We start from the raw sequence: 18,280 nt of genomic DNA, 5'->3' as shown, positions 1-18,280 counted from the left end.
GCCTTAGCAACTCTCTCGCAGACACAGACTGGACGCGATGGGCTTTTGATCGCGCCAGTCTCCGTCATTCAGACGTTCCAGAAGTGCTTTCCCTGCTTCAATCCCAATCTTACGATGCGGCACTGCCATCGTCGTCAGCGGCGGCTGACAGACGCGGCTCACATCGCTGTCGCCAAAGCCTACCACCGCCAGATCGTCTGGTACCTTGATTCGCCTGCGCTGACATTCATACAGCGCGCCACAGGCCAGTTCGTCTGAGACGCACACCAGCGCATCCAGTTCAGGCCATGCCAGCAGGAATTCCGGCAGTTGCGCGGCGCCGGTCGAGAAAACTGGCGGCATGGCAGCGTTAATGACCCGGTTCGGTGACATATGGTGGCGAAGCATCGCTTTGTACCAGCCCTGTAAATGCTGCTGGAAAATCCACTGTTCCTGGTTGGCGCACAGCAGACCAATATTTTGATAGCCGCGCTTAATGACCATTTCCGTCAGTTCGTACATGGCCGCTACGTTATCAATCCCGATATTCATATCAATCGGATCGGCACGCATGGCCCCCATTTCCATTACCGGAATGGAGGCATTTTTCAGCCAGTGGCGAACAGTGTCAGTGTGTTCAACACTGAGCAAAATGGCGGCGGCAATATTCGACGCCAGCAGCGTCTCCAGCAGCTTCTCTTCCTGTTCAAGACGATGCTGGGATTCTGCCAGCATGATCTGATAGCCGGCAGGCTGCAGCACCTGCTGTAGCCCGGCGAACATCTCTGAACAGCCGGCCTCGGAGAGATTAGGAACGACCATCGCAATCGTCCATGACGAGGCTGAGGCCAGTGCACTGGCCGCAAGATTGGGCATATAACCTAACTCTTGCACCGCGGCTTCAATTTTTTCTCGCAGTTTATCGGAAACCTGTTCAGGCGTGCGGAGTGCACGGGACACGGTCATCGTGCCCACACCGGCAAGCTGTGCGACATCGGCGAGTGTCACTTTACCGGTACTGCGCCGTTTTCGGGTTAGAGACATACACCTTCCTGCTGACCAGACGCGTTCTTATTTTCCTTCGTTTCACGTGACAGGCAGTATACGCCCTAAATCCCTTTTTTTGCTGTGATTTCACTCCATGATTACAATTTGATAGCGCTATCACATTTCTGAATGTTAGCGATTGGTAGCGCTATCTTTGTGATCTTGATCGCAGCCAAGTATTGATGTGTTGAATAAAGTTTGCTCATCTTTTGCAGTGTGACGGGAGTGAAAAGTGCTGAATAAATGGATATATGATACAACCATCACGCTTCAGGAAAGCGTTGAAAGCTGGCCACAGGCGCTGGAGATATGTGCAAAACCGTTGCTGGATCTGCAGGTGATCGCGCCGGAATACGTCACGGCGATCGTTGAACAACATCGTACATTAGGACCTTACTATGTGCTGGCACCAGGGCTGGCAATGCCGCATGCGCGGCCGGAGGAAGGAGCCAAAGGACTGGGGTTGTCTTTATTAAAACTAAAACAGGGCGTCTCTTTTGGTGCCGGTGAGTTTGACCCTGTCGATGTCATTATTATGCTCGCGGCGCCGGACAAACATAGCCATATCGAGATGATTTCTGCACTGGCTGAGCTATTTTCCAGCGATGAAGATATGGCTGAATTGCATCAGGCGAATACCCTGGAGGAAATTAAAACGATTATTGACCGCTTCTGATTTAATTCTTTAATCCGATTTTTCACAACATTACGCGCCGGCGTGATGGGGCGTGCTCTACTCAAAAAAAGGGGACAACAATGAAAATCATGGCTATTTGCGGTTCTGGCCTGGGCAGTAGTTTTATGGTCGAAATGAATATCAAAAAGGTGCTCAAAAAGCTGGAGATTGAGGCCGAGGTTGAACACTCCGATCTCTCCTCGGCCACACCGGGCGCGGCCGACCTGTTCGTGATGGCAAAAGACATTGCGGCCAGCGCCAGCGTGCCGGAAAGCCAGCTGGTGGTGATCAACAACATCATCGACATCAACGAACTTGAAGCGCAACTGCGTGCCTGGTTCGAAAGACAATAACCCTGATTAGGCGAGGTGGATATGTTTATCCTTGAAACGCTGAATTTCGTTGTTGATATATTAAAAGTCCCTTCGGTGCTGGTGGGGTTAATTGCGTTAATCGGTTTGGTTGCACAGAAAAAAGCGTTTTCGGACGTGGTGAAAGGGACAATTAAAACTATCCTGGGATTTATTGTGCTGGGTGGTGGTGCCACAGTACTGGTAGGGTCATTAAATCCTTTAGGCGGCATGTTTGAGCACGCTTTTACTATCCAGGGGATTATTCCAAACAATGAAGCGATTGTGTCGATTGCGCTTGAGAAATACGGTGCCGCGACCGCACTGATTATGGCCTTCGGGATGGTGGCGAATATTATCGTCGCTCGCTTTACCCGCCTGAAGTATATCTTCCTGACCGGGCATCACACCTTTTACATGGCGTGCATGATTGGTGTGATCCTGACGGTAGCGGGCTTTGAAGGCGTAGGGCTGGTCTTTACCGGCTCGCTGATCCTCGGCCTGGTAATGGCCTTCTTCCCGGCAATTGCGCAGCGTTATATGAAGCGTATCACCGGTAACGACGATATCGCCTTTGGTCACTTCGGCACGCTGGGCTATGTGCTTTCCGGCTGGATTGGCAGCAAGGTTGGCAAAGGCTCCCGCTCAACCGAAGAGATGAACCTGCCGAAGAACCTGAGCTTCCTTCGCGACAGTTCTATCTCCATCTCGCTGACCATGATGATTATTTATCTGATCATGGCGGTGAGTGCCGGGCGTGAATACGTTGAGGCCACCTTCAGCGGCGGTCAGAACTACCTGGTCTACGCCATCATCATGGCGATTACCTTCGCGGCGGGCGTGTTCATCATCCTGCAGGGTGTGCGCCTGATCCTGGCGGAAATCGTTCCGGCCTTTACTGGCTTCTCGGAAAAACTGGTGCCCAATGCGCGCCCGGCGTTGGACTGCCCGGTGGTCTATCCGTATGCACCAAACGCGGTGCTGATTGGCTTCCTGTTCAGCTTTCTGGGTGGGATTGTGGGGCTGATCATCTGCGGCCAGTTTAACTGGGTACTGATACTCCCGGGCGTGGTGCCGCACTTCTTCACCGGCGCAACGGCGGGCGTGTTCGGTAACGCCACCGGTGGACGTCGCGGGGCAATGATTGGCGCCTTTGCCAACGGGCTGCTGATCACCTTCCTGCCGGTACTGCTATTACCGGTGCTGGGCGCAATTGGCTTTGCTAACACAACGTTCTCGGACGCAGATTTCGGCGCGGTTGGGATTGTGCTCGGCAACCTGGCGCGCTTCCTGTCGCCGCTTGCCATTACCGGGCTGGTTGTGGCGCTATTCGCGCTGCTGGTGGCGTACAACGTCTTCGCGAAAAACAAACCTGCAGGCGGTAACGCGCAGGAAAACACCGGAGCCAAATCATGAATGAGAAAGAGATAACCGAACTCGCGCGTCAGATCCGTCTTGAGACGCTGAAATCCCTGACGCAGCTGGGCTTTGGACACTACGGTGGCAGTATGTCGGTGGTTGAAACGCTGGCCGTGCTGTACGGCGCGGTGATGAAAATCGACCCGGCCGATCCGGACTGGCCAGAGCGTGACTACTTTGTCCTGTCGAAAGGTCATGCGGGCCCGGCGCTCTACAGCACGCTGGCGATCAAGGGTTACTTCCCGGTGGAAGAACTGAGCACGCTGAACCAGAACGGTACCCGACTGCCAAGCCATCCGGATCGCCTGAAAACGCGTGGCGTGGATGCCACCACAGGCTCCTTGGGGCAGGGGATCTCCATTGCCGGGGGAATGGCGCTGTCGCACAAGCTGGCAGGGCGGCCAAACAGAGTCTTTTGCATCGTCGGTGACGGCGAGCTGAACGAAGGGCAGTGCTGGGAAGCGTTCCAGTTTATTGCGCACCATCGCCTGAACAACCTGACGGTATTTGTGGACTGGAACAAGCAGCAGCTGGATGGCGAGCTGGACGATATTATCTGTGCGTTCGACCTGGAAGGAAAATTCCGCGCTTTTGGCTATGACGTGGTGACGGTCAAAGGAGACGATATTCCGGCGCTGCTGGAAGTGACCTCTCTGGTTCCGGCGAAAGATGCTCGCCCAAGAGTGGTGATCCTGGACAGCATTAAAGGGCAGGGGGTGCCGTATCTGGAGCAGCTCAGTAACTCGCACCATCTGCGATTGACCGCAGAGAGCAAAGCGGCCCTCGATGAGACTATCCGCCAACTGGAGGCTACACATGATTAAGGTTGCACCAGCAGGACAGAAAGATGCCATTGAGATGCGTAAAGTCTACGCGAGTTTTGTGGCTAAGCAGATTGAGGCGGGAAGTGAGATTATCGCCCTTGAAGCGGATCTGATGAGCTCTATGGCGATGGATAGCGTGGCGCGTGATTATCCGCAGCATGTGATTAACTGCGGCATCATGGAAGCGAACGTGATTGGTACGGCTGCAGGGTTGTCTCTCACCGGGCGTAAACCGTTTGTTCATACCTTTACCGCCTTCGCCAGCCGTCGCTGTTTTGATCAGCTGTTTATGTCCCTTGACTACCAGCGCAACAACGTGAAGGTGATAGCTTCAGATGCAGGCGTGACGGCCTGCCACAACGGCGGAACGCATATGTCGTTTGAAGACATGGGTATCGTTCGCGGTCTGGCGCACTCGGTGGTGCTGGAAGTCACCGACGCGGTAATGTTTGAAGACGTGTTGCGCCAGCTTATCGACCTCGAAGGCTTCTACTGGGTACGTACCATCCGTAAGCAAGCACCGAGCGTGTACGCGCCTGGCTCGACGTTTACCATCGGCAAAGGCAATGTGCTGCGCGAAGGCACCGATATTACCCTGATTGCCAATGGCATTATGGTGGCGGAAGCACTGGAAGCGGCGCGTCAGCTGGAGAAGGAGGGCGTCAGCGCGGCGGTCATCGACATGTTTACCCTGAAGCCTATCGACCGGATGCTGGTGAAAAACTACGCCGAGAAAACCGGGCGTATCGTCACCTGCGAAAACCACAGTATTCATAACGGGCTGGGTTCAGCCGTTGCGGAAGTGCTGGTAGAAACCTGCCCGGTACCGATGCGTCGGGTTGGCGTGAAGGAGCGTTATGGCCAGGTGGGGACACAGGATTTCCTGCAGAAGGAGTATGGCCTGACGGCACATGGCATTGTGTCGGCGGCGCGTGAGCTGCTGTAAATAAAAAAGGCGACCAGAGGGTCGCCTTTTTGTTGCAGTAAAACTTACTGCTGCTGTGAAGACTGGATCGCGGTCAGCGCGATGGTGTAGACGATATCGTCTACCAGCGCACCACGGGACAGGTCGTTCACAGGTTTGCGCATACCCTGCAGCATTGGCCCGATGGAGATCAGGTCTGCAGAACGCTGTACCGCTTTGTAGGTGGTGTTACCGGTGTTCAGATCAGGGAAGATGAACACGGTCGCGCGACCTGCAACCGGTGAGTTCGGCGCTTTGGATTTCGCAACGTCAGCCATAACCGCAGCATCGTACTGCAGAGGGCCATCGATCATCAGGTCAGGACGTTTTTCCTGTGCCAGACGTGTTGCTTCACGGACTTTCTCTACATCGCTGCCTGCACCAGAGGTACCGGTAGAGTAGGAGAGCATAGCTACGCGTGGTTCGATACCAAAGGCAATCGCGGAGTCAGCAGACTGGATAGCGATTTCAGCCAGTTGTTCTGCGGTTGGATCCGGGTTGATCGCGCAGTCACCGTAAACATAAACCTGTTCAGGCAGCAGCATGAAGAACACGGAAGAAACCAGAGAGCTGCCTGGAGCAGTTTTGATCAACTGCAGCGGTGGACGGATGGTGTTCGCAGTTGTGTGAACCGCACCGGAAACCAGACCGTCAACTTCGTCCTGCTCCAGCATCAGCGTACCCAGCACCACGTTGTCTTCCAGCTGTTCACGCGCAACGGCTTCGGTCATACCCTTGCTCTTACGCAGCTCAACCAGACGTGCAACATAGCTTTCGCGAACCACTTCCGGGTCAACGATTTCGATACCAGCACCCAGTTCAACGCCCTGAGATGCCGCCACGCGGTTGATCTCGTCCGGGTTGCCCAGCAGCACGCAGGTCGCGATGCCGCGCTCTGCACAAATAGCCGCCGCTTTAACGGTACGTGGTTCGTCGCCTTCTGGCAGAACAACGCGTTTGCCCGCTTTACGCGCCAACTCGGTCAGCTGATAACGGAACGCAGGAGGAGACAGACGACGGCTGCGCTCGGAGGTCGCCGTCAGGGATTCGATCCAGTCTGCGTTGATGTAACCCGCAACGTATTCCTGAACTTTCTCGATACGCTCGTGGTCATCAACCGGTACTTCCAGGTTGAAGCTCTGCAGGCTCAGAGAGGTCTGCCAGGTGTTGGTGTTCACCATGAAGACTGGCAGGCCAGTGGCAAACGCGCGTTCGCACAGTTTGCTGACGCGCGGGTCCATCTCGTAGGCACCGGTCAGCAAGATAGCGCCGATTTCCACGCCGTTCATCGCGGCCAGGCACGCTGCAACCAGGACGTCAGGACGGTCTGCAGACGTTACCAGCAGGGAACCTGCGCGGAAGTGTTCCAGCATGTGCGGAATGCTACGCGCACAGAAGGTCACGGACTTCACGCGGCGGGTATTGATGTCGCCTTCGTTAACGATGGTGGCGTTCAGGTGACGCGCCATGTCGATTGCACGGGTGGCAATCAGATCGAAACTCCATGGTACCGCGCCAAGTACTGGCAGCGGGCTGGATTCCTGCAGTTTAGCCGGATCAACTTTGATGACTTTCGCTTTGGAGGAGTCGTCGAAGATCTCGGACAGATCAGGGCGAGTACGGCCCTGCTCATCAACTGGCGCATTCAGTTTGTTAACGATTACGCCAGTGATGTTGGTGTTTTTCGCGCCGCCGAAGCTGCTGCGAGTCAGTTCGATACGCTCGTTCAGCTGCTCAGGGGTATCAGTGCCCTGAGACATCACGAAAACGATCTCTGCGTTCAGGGTTTTCGCGATTTCGAAGTTCAGAGACTGGGCAAACTGGTGTTTGCGGGTCGGGACCAGACCTTCAACCAGCACCACTTCCGCGTCTTGCGTGTTAGCGTGGTAGTTGGCGATGATCTCTTCCATCAGCACGTCTTTCTGGTTGCTGGACAGCAGAGACTCAACGTGGCTCATCTTCAGCGGTTCAGCCGCTGGCAGATTGGAGTTCTTGCGAACGATGGTGGTGGTCTGGTCTGGCGCATCGCCACCGGCACGAGGCTGGGCGATTGGCTTAAAGACGCTCAGACGAACGCCTTTGCGTTCCATAGCACGGATAACGCCAAGGCTGACGCTGGTCAGGCCGACGCTGGTTCCGGTAGGGATCAGCATAATAGTACGGGACACGGTTTATCCTCTTTCGTTACCGCCGAAATTGGGCGGGTTACAAAACAGCACCGCCAGCTTAGCTGGCGGTGTGGAATCAGGCGGTAAGACGGTTTGCGTCTTGCGCGATGACCAGCTCTTCGTTAGTTGGGATAACGATAGCCGGGCGGGTGCCTTCTTTGTTGATGAAGCCAGACTTGCCGAAACGGGCAGCCAGGTTACGCTCGTGATCAACGTCGAAGCCCAGAACGCCCAGTTTGCCCAGGGACAGTTCACGCACCATTGCCGCGTTCTCACCGATACCACCGGTGAAGATAACCGCGTCCAGACGGCCTTCCATCAGCGCAGTGTAAGAGCCGATGTACTTCGCCAGACGGTGGCAGTAAACGTCCATTGCACGTTTAGCGTCTTCTTTTTCTGCGTAGTTGTCTTCAACATAACGGCAGTCGCTGGTCACTTCGGTCAGACCCAGCAGGCCAGACTCTTTGGTCAGCATCTTGTTGATCTGATCAACGCTCATGCCCAGAGTGTCGTGCAGGTGGAAGATAATCGCCGGGTCGATGTCACCGGAACGGGTACCCATCACCAGACCTTCCAGTGGGGTCAGACCCATGGAGGTATCAACGCATTTACCGTTGCGGATAGCAGAAACAGAACCACCGTTGCCCAGGTGGCAAGTGATGATGTTCAGCTCTTCAACTGGCTTGTTCAGTACTTTTGCCGCTTCCTGAGTCACATAGAAGTGGCTGGTGCCGTGCGCGCCGTAGCGACGAACACCGTGCTCTTTGTACAGGCTGTATGGCAGGGCATAGAGGTAAGACTCTTCCGGCATGGTCTGATGGAACGCGGTGTCAAACACGGCCACGTTTTTATCTTTCAGATTCGGGAAGGATTTCAGCGCTTCAGCGATACCGATCAGATGCGCCGGGTTGTGCAGCGGTGCAAACGAGGCAGCATCTTTGATGCCCTGAATAACAGAGTCGTCGATCACGACGGAGCTGGTGTATTTTTCGCCGCCGTGGACGATACGGTGACCAATCGCAGTCAGCTGAGCAGACAGTTCTGGTTTTTGTGCCAGAATAGTGTTAACGATAAAGTTCAGCGCTTCACTGTGAGCGGCGCCTGCACCTAAAGCCGCTTCTTGTTTGCTGCCGTCCATCTTCCACTTGATACGTGCTTCAGGCAGATGGAAACATTCGGCCAAACCAGAGAGGTATTCGTCACCGTTGAGCGCATCGATGATGGCGAATTTCAGTGAGGAGCTACCGCAGTTCAGAACCAGTACTAACTTACTCGACATGGAAGTACCTATTATTGATACGTGGCTAAAAAAACGTCAGTGAGTCTAACAGCGTAACGCATGATGACTCAGACATTTATGATTAACATCATGCCAAACGAACATTCTGGCATGATGAAAGAAATACCTATGATTTTATGCCATTTTGAACATTTTTCAGACAATGGCATAATATGCGATAATTTGACGAGTTAATGATTCTCGTCTATGGCCCTATCAGGCTGGCACAGGATACCCGATACGGGGTAGGGATGACAAAATATTTTGAACGTTGTCATCGCCTGTTGTGGTTTTGCACGAAAATTTTAAATTTTATATGTGAAGTTGAGGTACAGCCATGTCGACACCAGAGAACCCGACCGTAAATTTCTTTAGTCTGTTTCGTCGGGGACAGCATTACGCAAAGACGTGGCCGATGGAAAAGCGTCTTGCACCCATGTTTATAGAGAATCGTACCATCCGCGCAACGCGCTATGCGATTCGATTTATGCCTCCCGTCGCTATCTTTACCCTGTGCTGGCAAATCGCGTTGGGCGGTCAGCTTGGTCCGGCGGTCGCGACGGCGCTTTTCGCGTTAAGTCTGCCAATGCAGGGGCTCTGGTGGTTAGGTAAACGCTCCATCACACCGCTTCCGCCTTCTATTTTACACTGGTTTTATGAAGTTCGCGGAAAACTGGAAGAGGCAGGCCAGGCGCTTGCCCCGGTCGAAGGCAAGCCGGATTACCAGGCGCTGGCCGACACGCTTAAGCGAGCTTTTAAGCAACTTGATAAAACATTCCTCGATGATTTGTGATTGATCATCGAAACGACTATTAAAAGAAGGCACAGTAACAATCAGTTACCGTGTCTTTTTTTTAAGTGCAATGCGCTACAGGAGTCGAAAGATGGAAATGACCCATGCTCAACGTCTGATTTTGTCTAACCAGTACAAGATGATGACTATGCTTGATCCCGATAACGCTGCGCGCTACAGCCGCCTGCAGACCATCGTCGAACGCGGCTTTGGTTTGCAAATGCGCGAACTGGATCGCGAGTTTGGTGAGCTGAAAGAAGAAACCTGCCGCATCGTGATCGACATTATGGAGATGTATCACGCCCTGCATGTGTCCTGGACGAATCTTAAAGATCAGCAGTCCATTGACGAGCGCCGTGTCACCTTCTTAGGCTTTGATGCTGCTACAGAAGCGCGTTATCTGAGCTATGTTCGCTTTATGGTGAATACCGAGGGGCGTTATACCCACTTTGATGCGGGCACTCACGGCTTCAACGCGCAGACCCCAATGTGGGATAAATACCAGCGCATGTTGAGCGCGTGGCACGGCTGTCCGCGCCAGTACCATTTAAGCAGCAACGAAATTCAACAAATCATTAATGCCTGACGGAGGTGCGTGTGCAGTGTAGAGGTTTTCTGTTTGATCTGGACGGTACGCTGGTGGATTCGCTGCCGGTTGTGGAGCGCTCCTGGTGCCATTGGGCTGACAGACATGGCATCGACCATCAGGACGTGCTGAATTTTATCCATGGCAAACAGGCCATAACCTCGCTAAGGCACTTCCTGGCCGGACGCTCTGAGGACGACATTCAGGCGGAGTTCAAATACCTGGAACACATTGAAGCCACCGATACGGACGGCATCACTGCATTACCAGGGGCACGCGAACTGCTTGAGCATCTGAACGAGGCACAGATCCCATGGGCGATTGTCACCTCCGGTTCCGTGCCGGTTGCTCACGCCCGACACAAGGCGGCAGGTCTGCCAACGCCCGAAGTGTTTATCACGGCGGAGCGCGTTAAGCGCGGAAAACCTGAACCCGACGCTTTTTTACTGGGTGCTGAATTGCTGGGGCTCGCTCCGGCAGAGTGTGTAGTGGTCGAAGATGCAGCAGCAGGCGTCCTTGCCGGGTTAAACGCCGGTAGCCACGTTATCGCCGTCAACGTTCCGACGGGCTCCCCCCGGCTGAGTGAAGCGGACTTTGTACTTGATTCTTTGACGGCACTGGCTGTTTCAAAAGCACCAGATGGCGTTGTAACCGTCTCGCTGAAAATGTAATCCCATGATATAGCCCCACCTTGTTGGGGCTTTTTTATGGTAAAAAATTCTCATCTCCCACTGACAAGGACATGTTGTGAACGGTGAACTGATTTGGGTCCTTAGCCTGCTTTTAATCGCCATCATTCTTTTCGCCACGGGCAAGGTGCGTATGGATGCGGTCGCCTTGTTTATCATCGTTGCTTTTGTGCTGAGCGGTACGCTCACGCTGCCGGAAGCCTTCTCCGGGTTTAGCGATCCCAACGTCATTCTGATTGCCGCCCTGTTTATTATTGGCGATGGACTGGTGCGTACCGGCGTAGCGACCATCATGGGAGCATGGCTGGTGAAGGTGGCCGGTAGCAGTGAAACAAAGATGTTGATCTATCTGATGCTGACCGTCGCCGGGCTGGGGGCGTTTATGAGCTCAACGGGCGTGGTGGCGATTTTTATCCCGGTGGTGCTGAGTGTTTCCATGCGGATGCAGACCTCGCCGTCGCGCCTGATGATGCCTTTGAGTTTTGCGGGTTTGATCAGCGGTATGATGACGCTGGTGGCAACGCCGCCAAACCTGGTCGTTAACAGCGAGCTGATCCGGGAAGGATTCCAGGGGTTCAGTTTTTTCAGCGTCACCCCGCTTGGGTTGGTCATTCTTCTGTTGGGCGTGGTCTACATGCTGCTGACCCGTTTTGCTCTGAAAGGGGAAAAGCAGGATAAAACCAAAGAGGGCTGGAAGCGACGTACCTTCCGCGATCTGATCAAAGAGTACCGCCTCACAGGGCGTGCGCGCCGTCTGGCCATTCGCCCCGGTTCGCCGATGGTTGGGCAGCGGCTTGACGACCTGAGGCTGCGTGAACGTTATGGCGCGAATGTGATCGGTGTAGAGCGCTGGCGTCGTTTTCGTCGGGTTATCGTCAACGTTAACGGGGTTTCGGAATTTCGTGCGCGGGATGTCCTGCTGATTGATATGTCCACCGCAGATGTGGATCTGCGTGAATTCTGCAGCGAGCAAATGCTGGAGCCGATGGTACTTCGCGGAGAGTATTTCTCAGACCAGGCGCTCGATGTCGGCATGGCCGAAGTGTCGCTGATCCCGGAATCGGAACTACTGGGCAAAACCGTGCGCGAAATCGGCTTCCGAACCCGCTATGGTTTAAACGTGGTGGGATTGAAGCGTGATGGCGTCGCGATGGATGGGGCCGTCGTGGATGAGCCTATCCAGTTGGGGGATATTTTTCTGGTCGTCGGTAACTGGAAGCTCATCAGCCAGCTCGGGCAAAAAGGGCGTGATTTTGTGGTGCTCAACATGCCAGTTGAGGAGAGCGATGCCTCTCCGGCCCACAGTCAGGCTCCCCACGCCATTTTTTGTCTGGTGCTAATGGTAGCGCTGATGCTGACCGATGAAATACCTAACCCTGTGGCGGCGATTATTGCCTGTTTACTGATGGGAAAATTCCGCTGTATTGACGCCGAAAGTGCGTATAAAGCGATTCACTGGCCGAGCATTATTCTCATCGTCGGGATGATGCCCTTCGCCCTGGCGCTGCAAAAAACCGGCGGGGTAGATCTGATCGTTAAAGGTTTGATGGACGTTGGCGGCGGGTATGGGCCGTACATGATGATGGTCTGCCTGTTTATTATGTGCGCCACCATCGGTCTGTTTATCTCAAACACCGCGACGGCAGTATTGATGGCGCCGATTGCGCTGGCGATGGCGAAATCCATGGGCGTGTCGCCGTATCCCTTTGCGATGATGGTGGCGATGGCGGCATCAGCAGCGTTTATGACGCCAGTCTCTTCACCGGTCAATACCCTTGTACTGGGGCCGGGGAACTACCGATTCAGCGATTTTGTGAAACTGGGCGTGCCGTTCACCGTGCTGGTGATGCTGGTGTGCGTGGTATTGATACCGGTCCTGTTCCCGTTCTGAGAATTTTGCCGGGTAAGGCGAAGCCGCCACCCGGCAAAAGTTACAACGGCGAATCCTGGCTAATCTCGTCCAGCGATAAATGGAAGCTCGGGACAAACACCTGCATAAAATAATCCATCTCTTCGCTGCGGCGGGATTCCAGCGTTTTCTCCAGACGCGTTTTCGCCAGTAAAAATTCGTTGTTTCCTGCAGAGAGTTCTTCCAGACACTTCAGGTAGGCGCATAGCGCGTCGGCCTGTTTGACCAGCGACTTTTCATCTTCCGTGTACTGATGCTCATCGATCAGTGGCTCAAAGATATCGCGTAACTCCTCAGGCACCATATCGATCAGCTTCTGCTGGGCAATTTTCTCGATGGCCTTATATTCCTGGGCAATCTGCGAGTTGAAATATTTCACTGGCGTAGGTAGATCGCCGGTCAGCACTTCTGACGCGTCATGGTACATCGCCAGCAGGGCAATGCGTTCCGCGTTGACCTGGCCGTTAAATTTGCGGTTTTTAATGGCGGCCAGCGCGTGAGCAACCATGGCAACCTGCAAACTGTGCTCCGATACATTCTCAGTGCGCACGTTGCGCATCAGCGGCCAGCGGTTGATGAGTTTCAGGCGGGAGAGGTGGGCAAAGAAATGACTCTGACTCATAAGGTACCTTTTGTCTTCACTGCGACAGACTTCATTGTGCGGGGAGGGGAGGGAAGATGCAAATCAGGCTACCGAGGTAGCCTGATTTTTAAGATTACTGATGATAGCCGGAAAGGAATCGCCCGAATCTGCTGATGGCCATTTCGAGATCGTCTTCGCGCGGCAGCGTGACTATACGCACGTGATCCGGCCACGGCCAGTTAAACGCCGTCCCCTGAACCAGCAGCACTTTTTCCTGCAGCAGGAAATCGAGCACCATTTTCTGGTCGTCATGAATATTGAAGCGCTTCGCGTCAATTTTCGGGAACATATAGAGTGCGCCATTCGGCTTCACGCAGGAGACGCCAGGGATGTCGTTGATCAGTTCCCATGCGCGGTTACGCTGTTCGTACAGACGACCGCCAGGGACAATAAACTCACTGATGCTCTGATAGCCACCGAGCGCCGTCTGGATCGCGTGCTGCGCCGGTACGTTGGCACATAAACGCATGGAGGCCAGCATCTCCAGCCCTTCAATATAGCCTTTGGCGTGTTTTTTCGGGCCGTTCAATACCATCCAGCCCTGACGGAAACCGGCCACTCGGTAGGTTTTAGACAGACCGTTAAAGGTCACGGTCAGCAAGTCTGGTGCCAGCGCGGCGATAGAGTGATGCTGCGCCGCGTCGTACAGGATCTTGTCGTAAATTTCGTCGGCAAAGATGATCAGGTTGTGCTGACGGGCGATCTCGACGATCTCCATCAGGAGTTCTTTGGAATAGACCGCACCCGTAGGGTTGTTCGGGTTAATAATCACGATGCCACGCGTACGAGGGGTGATTTTCGCGCGAATATCATCGAGATCCGGGAACCAGTCAGAAGACTCGTCGCACAGGTAGTGCACCGCTTTCCCACTGGACAAGGATACGGCTGCCGTCCAAAGCGGGTAGTCCGGCGCAGGTACCAGCATCTCGTCGCCGCTGTTCAGCAGCGCCTGCATCGCCTGCACGATCAGTTCAGAGACGCCGTTACCAATATAGATATCTTCAACGGTAACATCACGCATACCGCGAGCCTGATAGTGCTGCATGATAGCTTTACGCGCGGAGTAAAGTCCTTTTGAATCGCAATAGCCTTGTGCGGTGGGTAGGTTGCGGATCACATCAACCAGAATTTCATCCGGCGCTTCAAAACCAAATGGCGCAGGGTTACCAATGTTGAGTTTAAGAACCTTATTGCCTTCTTCTTCCAGGCGTTTTGCCTCTTTCAGAACCGGGCCACGGATGTCATAACAGACGTTATCTAGCTTGCTGGATTTTTCGATAGGGGACATGAACCTTAACCTTTTTGCTATTATTGCCACTCCCTGCCGTGGAAGTTAGCACGGAATAATGTACTCCCCCCTCGCTTCGTTTTGAAGGGTGTGCAGTAGAAGATTTTGTGAAGAGAGCAAAAGTCTGGTGAATCTATTTCGCTATAGATGTGCCTCTTTACTGTCTTAAAGTTATGCGCACAGCACATGCTTAGGTTAATTGTACTGTTCATTTGGAAAAATGCTGTATATTGTGCTGGCGAAAATAACTGGCGAGCGGCTCCGAGTGGGAAGTCACGCTGCGTGACTTTTCGTAAAACCTGAATGCTTGCTACATTTGACCGTAATAGCATGATGTGGCTAAAAGTTACTCATGTGAAATTAATGTTAAGCATTATTAATGAAAGACCTTAATCTAAATTAAAATTTATTTATTATTAACGAACAAAATGCAACTTTAGTTAATATTAATAAAATCAGTTTAGAAGGTTAACAACCCGTTTTAATCCGCAATATTGCAATAAGACTTATAAATAAAGTGGATTTGGGTTAAGATGTCTTTCAGGAAAGCAGGCAACAGATGCATATGTTTTGTTTATCTGGAACTGCTTATCTGAATTAATTGATTGTTATTGTTGGAGTTATCTCTGGCTGGGATGTGTCGAACATTTCCCGCTACGTTGACAGCGCTGCGATATAGATGGCAGAAAAGGTGTTGTACCTTTAATGTAATTTACATAACCCTGCGAACATCTAAATATCCTGAACGTTTAAGAGAATAAAAATAACGTCATGAAACGTGCTTTCTGACTGTTGATATAAAGCAGCACAATAACTATCTGTCAGGCAGTCTGCCGGGCCGGGATGCGAGGGAAAACCTTCAGAGGGAATTGCTTAACTGTTACACACAGCTTCAACCCGGGCAGCTCCGCACGAGCAACCTGAAAGTGAATAGATATGATAAATGCAAATCGTCCGATAATGAATCTCGACCTCGATCTGCTGAGAACGTTTGTTGCGGTCGCCGATCTCAACACTTTTGCAGCTGCTGCTGCCGCCGTTTGCCGAACCCAGTCCGCCGTTAGCCAGCAAATGCAGCGGCTGGAGCAGCTGGTTGGTAAAGAGCTTTTTGCCCGTCATGGGCGTAATAAGCTCTTAACGGAACACGGTATTCAGCTTCTGGGTTATGCCAGGAAAATTCTTCGCTTTAATGATGAAGCATGTATGTCATTAATGTTTAGCAACCTCCAGGGGGTGTTAACCTTAGGGGCATCTGATGAGTCAGCAGATACGATATTGCCGTTCCTTCTCAATCGAATTAGTTCGGTTTATCCGAAGCTTGCGCTGGATGTGAGCGTAAAACGCAATGCCTTTATGGTTGAGATGTTAGATGAGAAAAAGGTCGACCTGGTGGTCACCACGCATCGTCCCGGGCAGTTTGATTGTCTGACGTTGCGTACATCACCAACGCACTGGTATTGCGCAGCAGAATATGTGCTGCAAAAAGGGGAGCCTGTTCCACTGGTTTTACTGGATGACCCGAGTCCTTTCCGCGATATGGTGCTGACGGCGTTAAATGAAGCCAATATTCCGTGGCGTTTAGCGTATGTGGCTTCCACGTTGCCAGCGGTTCGCGCTGCTGTGAAAGCAGGGCTTGGCGTAACGGCACGCCCGGTAGAGATGATGAGCCCTGATCTGCGTGTGTTGGGTAAGTCTGATGGTCTTCCGGTGTTGCCCGATACGGAGTATCTGCTTTGCCACAACTCGTCCACCCATAACGAGCTGGCGAAAGTGGTGTTCGAGGCAATGGAAAACTACCATAACCCGTGGCAGTTCGAACACGTTACCTCCGAAGGGGGGGATGATTCCCTGATCGTTGAAGGTGATTTTGAGTGATCAATAGCTCAAAATTCTGGTAACAAAATGTAAGTGTAAAAAAAAGCCGCTCATGCCATTTTCGCATGCAGTGGCTTTTTTTTGGCAATAATACCCGCTTATGGTGCATGGATTTTCAGGATACTCTCTATTTATCAATAAGCTAAATGCTTTTGCTTAAAACTTGTCCGTTTCCCGTTCTAACTTCATCCACATCTCTCTCATGTTAAAAAAACAGGAAATATGTTGCCGTTTTTCCGGTTGAATTAACAAAAGCGTGTCGCAGATCAAGAAAATACTCCTATTTGGGGGGAGGAATCGCTGGCAAATCCTGTCAAAATAGGAGGGTTATTTTTTTTACTTCCGAAACGGACACGATTCAACAACATACATTTGACGGAAAGTCATGCACCCACCAGGGTTAAAGGGCACCAAATGTTAATGAGAATCGCTCGATGTAATTTAATGTGAAGAAACCTTTGTTAAAGTTGACAATAGGTTATAGAAAGGAGTAAAAAACCCCATCATTTTGCTGTCTCCGTCTCATTTCTGACAGTTAGTGTAAGGTTATTTGTTCCTCCCCATGAATCGATGTGATGCCCATCTGCCAGCAAGAGCAGTGTCGTAGGTATCACTTTTGATGAGTAAGCAATGAGTATGTCAACATCCACAGAAGTCATCGCTCATCACTGGGCATTCGCAATCTTTCTTATTGTAGCCATTGGCCTGTGCTGCCTGATGTTAGTCGGCGGCTGGTTCCTGGGCGGTCGCGCCCGTGCAAGGCACAAAAACACACCTTTCGAATCAGGTATTGATTCAGTAGGTTCCGCTCGCTTACGCCTGTCTGCCAAGTTCTATCTGGTAGCCATGTTCTTCGTCATCTTTGACGTGGAAGCGCTTTACCTTTTCGCATGGTCAACGTCCATCCGCGAAAGTGGTTGGGTGGGCTTTGTCGAGGCCGCAATTTTCATTTTAGTGCTACTGGCCGGTCTGGTTTATCTGGTGCGCATTGGCGCGCTTGACTGGACGCCTGCGCGTTCACGTCGTGAACACATCAACCCGGAAAACAGTATCTCTAATCGTCAGCAGTAACAGCGAGGCAATAAGATGGATTATACGCTCACCCGCATAGATCCTAACGGTGAGAATGACCGTTACCCCCTGCAAAAACAGGAGATCGTAACCGACCCCCTGGAGCAAGAAGTCAATAAAAGCGTGTACATGGGCAAACTCGAGCATGCCATGCACGATATGGTCAACTGGGGTCGTAAGAACTCCATCTGGCCTTACAACTTTGGCCTTTCTTGCTGCTACGTTGAAATGGTGACGTCATTCACTGCGGTGCATGACGTTGCGCGTTTTGGGGCAGAGGTACTGCGTGCTTCCCCACGTCAGGCTGACCTGATGGTGGTAGCCGGTACGTGCTTTACCAAGATGGCACCTGTTATTCAGCGTCTTTATGACCAGATGCTGGAGCCAAAATGGGTTATCTCCATGGGCGCATGTGCAAACTCTGGCGGTATGTACGACATCTATTCCGTCGTGCAGGGCGTAGATAAATTTATCCCAGTGGATGTGTACATCCCGGGTTGTCCGCCACGCCCGGAAGCCTACATGCAGGCGCTGATGCTGCTGCAGGAGTCTATCGGTAAAGAACGTCGCCCACTGTCGTGGGTTGTTGGCGATCAGGGTGTGTATCGCGCGAACATGCAGTCTGAGCGCGAGCGTAAACGTGGTGAACGTATTGCCGTCACCAATCTGCGTACGCCTGACGAAATTTAATTTGCGCCTGTAGGCCTGGAGAACACCTTC

General features: G+C 52.5%; 17 protein-coding genes. 12 read left to right on the top strand and 5 right to left on the bottom strand.

The genetic code is table 11. The features are described from left to right. Window positions 1-3: 3 nt before the first annotated feature. Entirely contained in the window at window positions 4-1,023 is a 1,020-nt protein-coding gene (locus tag ACLHV9_RS16525) for a LacI family DNA-binding transcriptional regulator (protein WP_028016231.1), read from the bottom strand. A gap of 235 nt (window positions 1,024-1,258) precedes the next feature. On the opposite strand from ACLHV9_RS16525, the gene ACLHV9_RS16520 reads away from it, so the two are divergent. The 5 genes from ACLHV9_RS16520 (at window position 1,259) to ACLHV9_RS16500 (ending at window position 5,241) form a co-directional block, all read left to right on the top strand. Then, a complete protein-coding gene (locus tag ACLHV9_RS16520) occupies window positions 1,259-1,702 on the top strand; it encodes a PTS sugar transporter subunit IIA (RefSeq protein WP_108090836.1) in 444 nt (147 codons plus the stop codon). An 80-nt stretch (window positions 1,703-1,782) separates the two neighbouring features. Further along, entirely contained in the window at window positions 1,783-2,055 is a 273-nt protein-coding gene (locus tag ACLHV9_RS16515; RefSeq protein ID WP_003861447.1) for a PTS sugar transporter subunit IIB, read from the top strand. Between the two features lie 21 nt (window positions 2,056-2,076). Continuing rightward, window positions 2,077-3,468: a PTS ascorbate transporter subunit IIC gene (locus ACLHV9_RS16510; RefSeq protein WP_028016233.1), complete on the top strand. Its 1,392-nt coding sequence runs from the start codon at window positions 2,077-2,079 to the stop codon at window positions 3,466-3,468. After that, window positions 3,465-4,295, top strand: a complete 831-nt coding sequence (locus tag ACLHV9_RS16505; protein WP_108090835.1) for a transketolase — start codon at window positions 3,465-3,467, stop codon at window positions 4,293-4,295. The genes ACLHV9_RS16510 and ACLHV9_RS16505 overlap by 4 nt, the downstream gene beginning before the upstream one ends. Next, entirely contained in the window at window positions 4,288-5,241 is a 954-nt protein-coding gene (locus ACLHV9_RS16500; protein WP_108090834.1) for a transketolase family protein, read from the top strand. Before ACLHV9_RS16505 ends, ACLHV9_RS16500 begins: the two co-directional genes overlap by 8 nt. 44 nt (window positions 5,242-5,285) lie before the next feature. Here ACLHV9_RS16500 and pta read toward each other — a convergent pair whose 3' ends face one another. Both pta and ackA read right to left on the bottom strand, forming a co-directional pair. Next, window positions 5,286-7,427 carry a phosphate acetyltransferase gene (gene pta, locus ACLHV9_RS16495; RefSeq protein WP_134707710.1) on the bottom strand — a complete coding sequence of 714 codons (2,142 nt, stop codon included), beginning with the start codon at window positions 7,425-7,427 and terminating at the stop codon, window positions 5,286-5,288. A 76-nt stretch (window positions 7,428-7,503) separates the two neighbouring features. After that, window positions 7,504-8,706, bottom strand: coding sequence for an acetate kinase (ackA, locus tag ACLHV9_RS16490; RefSeq protein WP_028016237.1), 1,203 nt, complete (start codon window positions 8,704-8,706; stop codon window positions 7,504-7,506). Between the two features lie 337 nt (window positions 8,707-9,043). Between ackA and yfbV the strand changes: the two genes are divergently transcribed. The 4 genes from yfbV (at window position 9,044) to ACLHV9_RS16470 (ending at window position 12,665) form a co-directional block, all read left to right on the top strand. Continuing rightward, window positions 9,044-9,499, top strand: coding sequence for a terminus macrodomain insulation protein YfbV (gene yfbV / locus ACLHV9_RS16485; RefSeq protein WP_028016238.1), 456 nt, complete (start codon window positions 9,044-9,046; stop codon window positions 9,497-9,499). Window positions 9,500-9,590: 91 nt separating this feature from the next. Continuing rightward, window positions 9,591-10,085 carry a YfbU family protein gene (locus ACLHV9_RS16480; RefSeq protein WP_028016239.1) on the top strand — a complete coding sequence of 165 codons (495 nt, stop codon included), beginning with the start codon at window positions 9,591-9,593 and terminating at the stop codon, window positions 10,083-10,085. An 11-nt stretch (window positions 10,086-10,096) separates the two neighbouring features. Beyond that, on the top strand, window positions 10,097-10,756 hold the full coding sequence (locus tag ACLHV9_RS16475; protein WP_049005854.1) for a sugar phosphatase: 660 nt from the start codon (window positions 10,097-10,099) through the stop codon (window positions 10,754-10,756). Window positions 10,757-10,832: 76 nt separating this feature from the next. After that, window positions 10,833-12,665, top strand: a complete 1,833-nt coding sequence (locus ACLHV9_RS16470; RefSeq protein WP_028016241.1) for an SLC13 family permease — start codon at window positions 10,833-10,835, stop codon at window positions 12,663-12,665. A 40-nt stretch (window positions 12,666-12,705) separates the two neighbouring features. On the opposite strand, the gene yfbR is transcribed toward ACLHV9_RS16470, so the two are convergent. Both yfbR and alaA read right to left on the bottom strand, forming a co-directional pair. Next, entirely contained in the window at window positions 12,706-13,305 is a 600-nt protein-coding gene (yfbR, locus tag ACLHV9_RS16465; protein ID WP_028016242.1) for a 5'-deoxynucleotidase, read from the bottom strand. Window positions 13,306-13,399: 94 nt separating this feature from the next. Next, window positions 13,400-14,614 (bottom strand): alanine transaminase AlaA, encoded by a 1,215-nt coding sequence (gene alaA, locus ACLHV9_RS16460; protein ID WP_003861471.1) that lies wholly within the window; start codon window positions 14,612-14,614, stop codon window positions 13,400-13,402. Window positions 14,615-15,550: 936 nt separating this feature from the next. On the opposite strand from alaA, the gene lrhA reads away from it, so the two are divergent. The 3 genes from lrhA (at window position 15,551) to nuoB (ending at window position 18,250) form a co-directional block, all read left to right on the top strand. Continuing rightward, window positions 15,551-16,489, top strand: a complete 939-nt coding sequence (gene lrhA / locus ACLHV9_RS16455; RefSeq protein ID WP_028016244.1) for a transcriptional regulator LrhA — start codon at window positions 15,551-15,553, stop codon at window positions 16,487-16,489. A 630-nt stretch (window positions 16,490-17,119) separates the two neighbouring features. After that, window positions 17,120-17,560, top strand: a complete 441-nt coding sequence (gene nuoA, locus ACLHV9_RS16450) for an NADH-quinone oxidoreductase subunit NuoA (RefSeq protein WP_014171000.1) — start codon at window positions 17,120-17,122, stop codon at window positions 17,558-17,560. Window positions 17,561-17,575: 15 nt separating this feature from the next. Continuing rightward, the gene (gene nuoB / locus ACLHV9_RS16445; protein WP_003861482.1) at window positions 17,576-18,250 is read left to right on the top strand and encodes an NADH-quinone oxidoreductase subunit NuoB; all 675 of its coding nucleotides are present in this window, start codon (window positions 17,576-17,578) and stop codon (window positions 18,248-18,250) included. The last annotated feature ends 30 nt before the right edge of the window (window positions 18,251-18,280 follow it).

The sequence above is a fragment of the Enterobacter sp. CPE_E890 genome (genome assembly GCF_046521475.1).
Taxonomy (GTDB): Bacteria; Pseudomonadota; Gammaproteobacteria; order Enterobacterales; family Enterobacteriaceae; genus Enterobacter; species Enterobacter adelaidei.
Note: the sequence above shows the minus strand (reverse complement) of the source record. Positions and strands in the feature narration are given on the sequence as shown.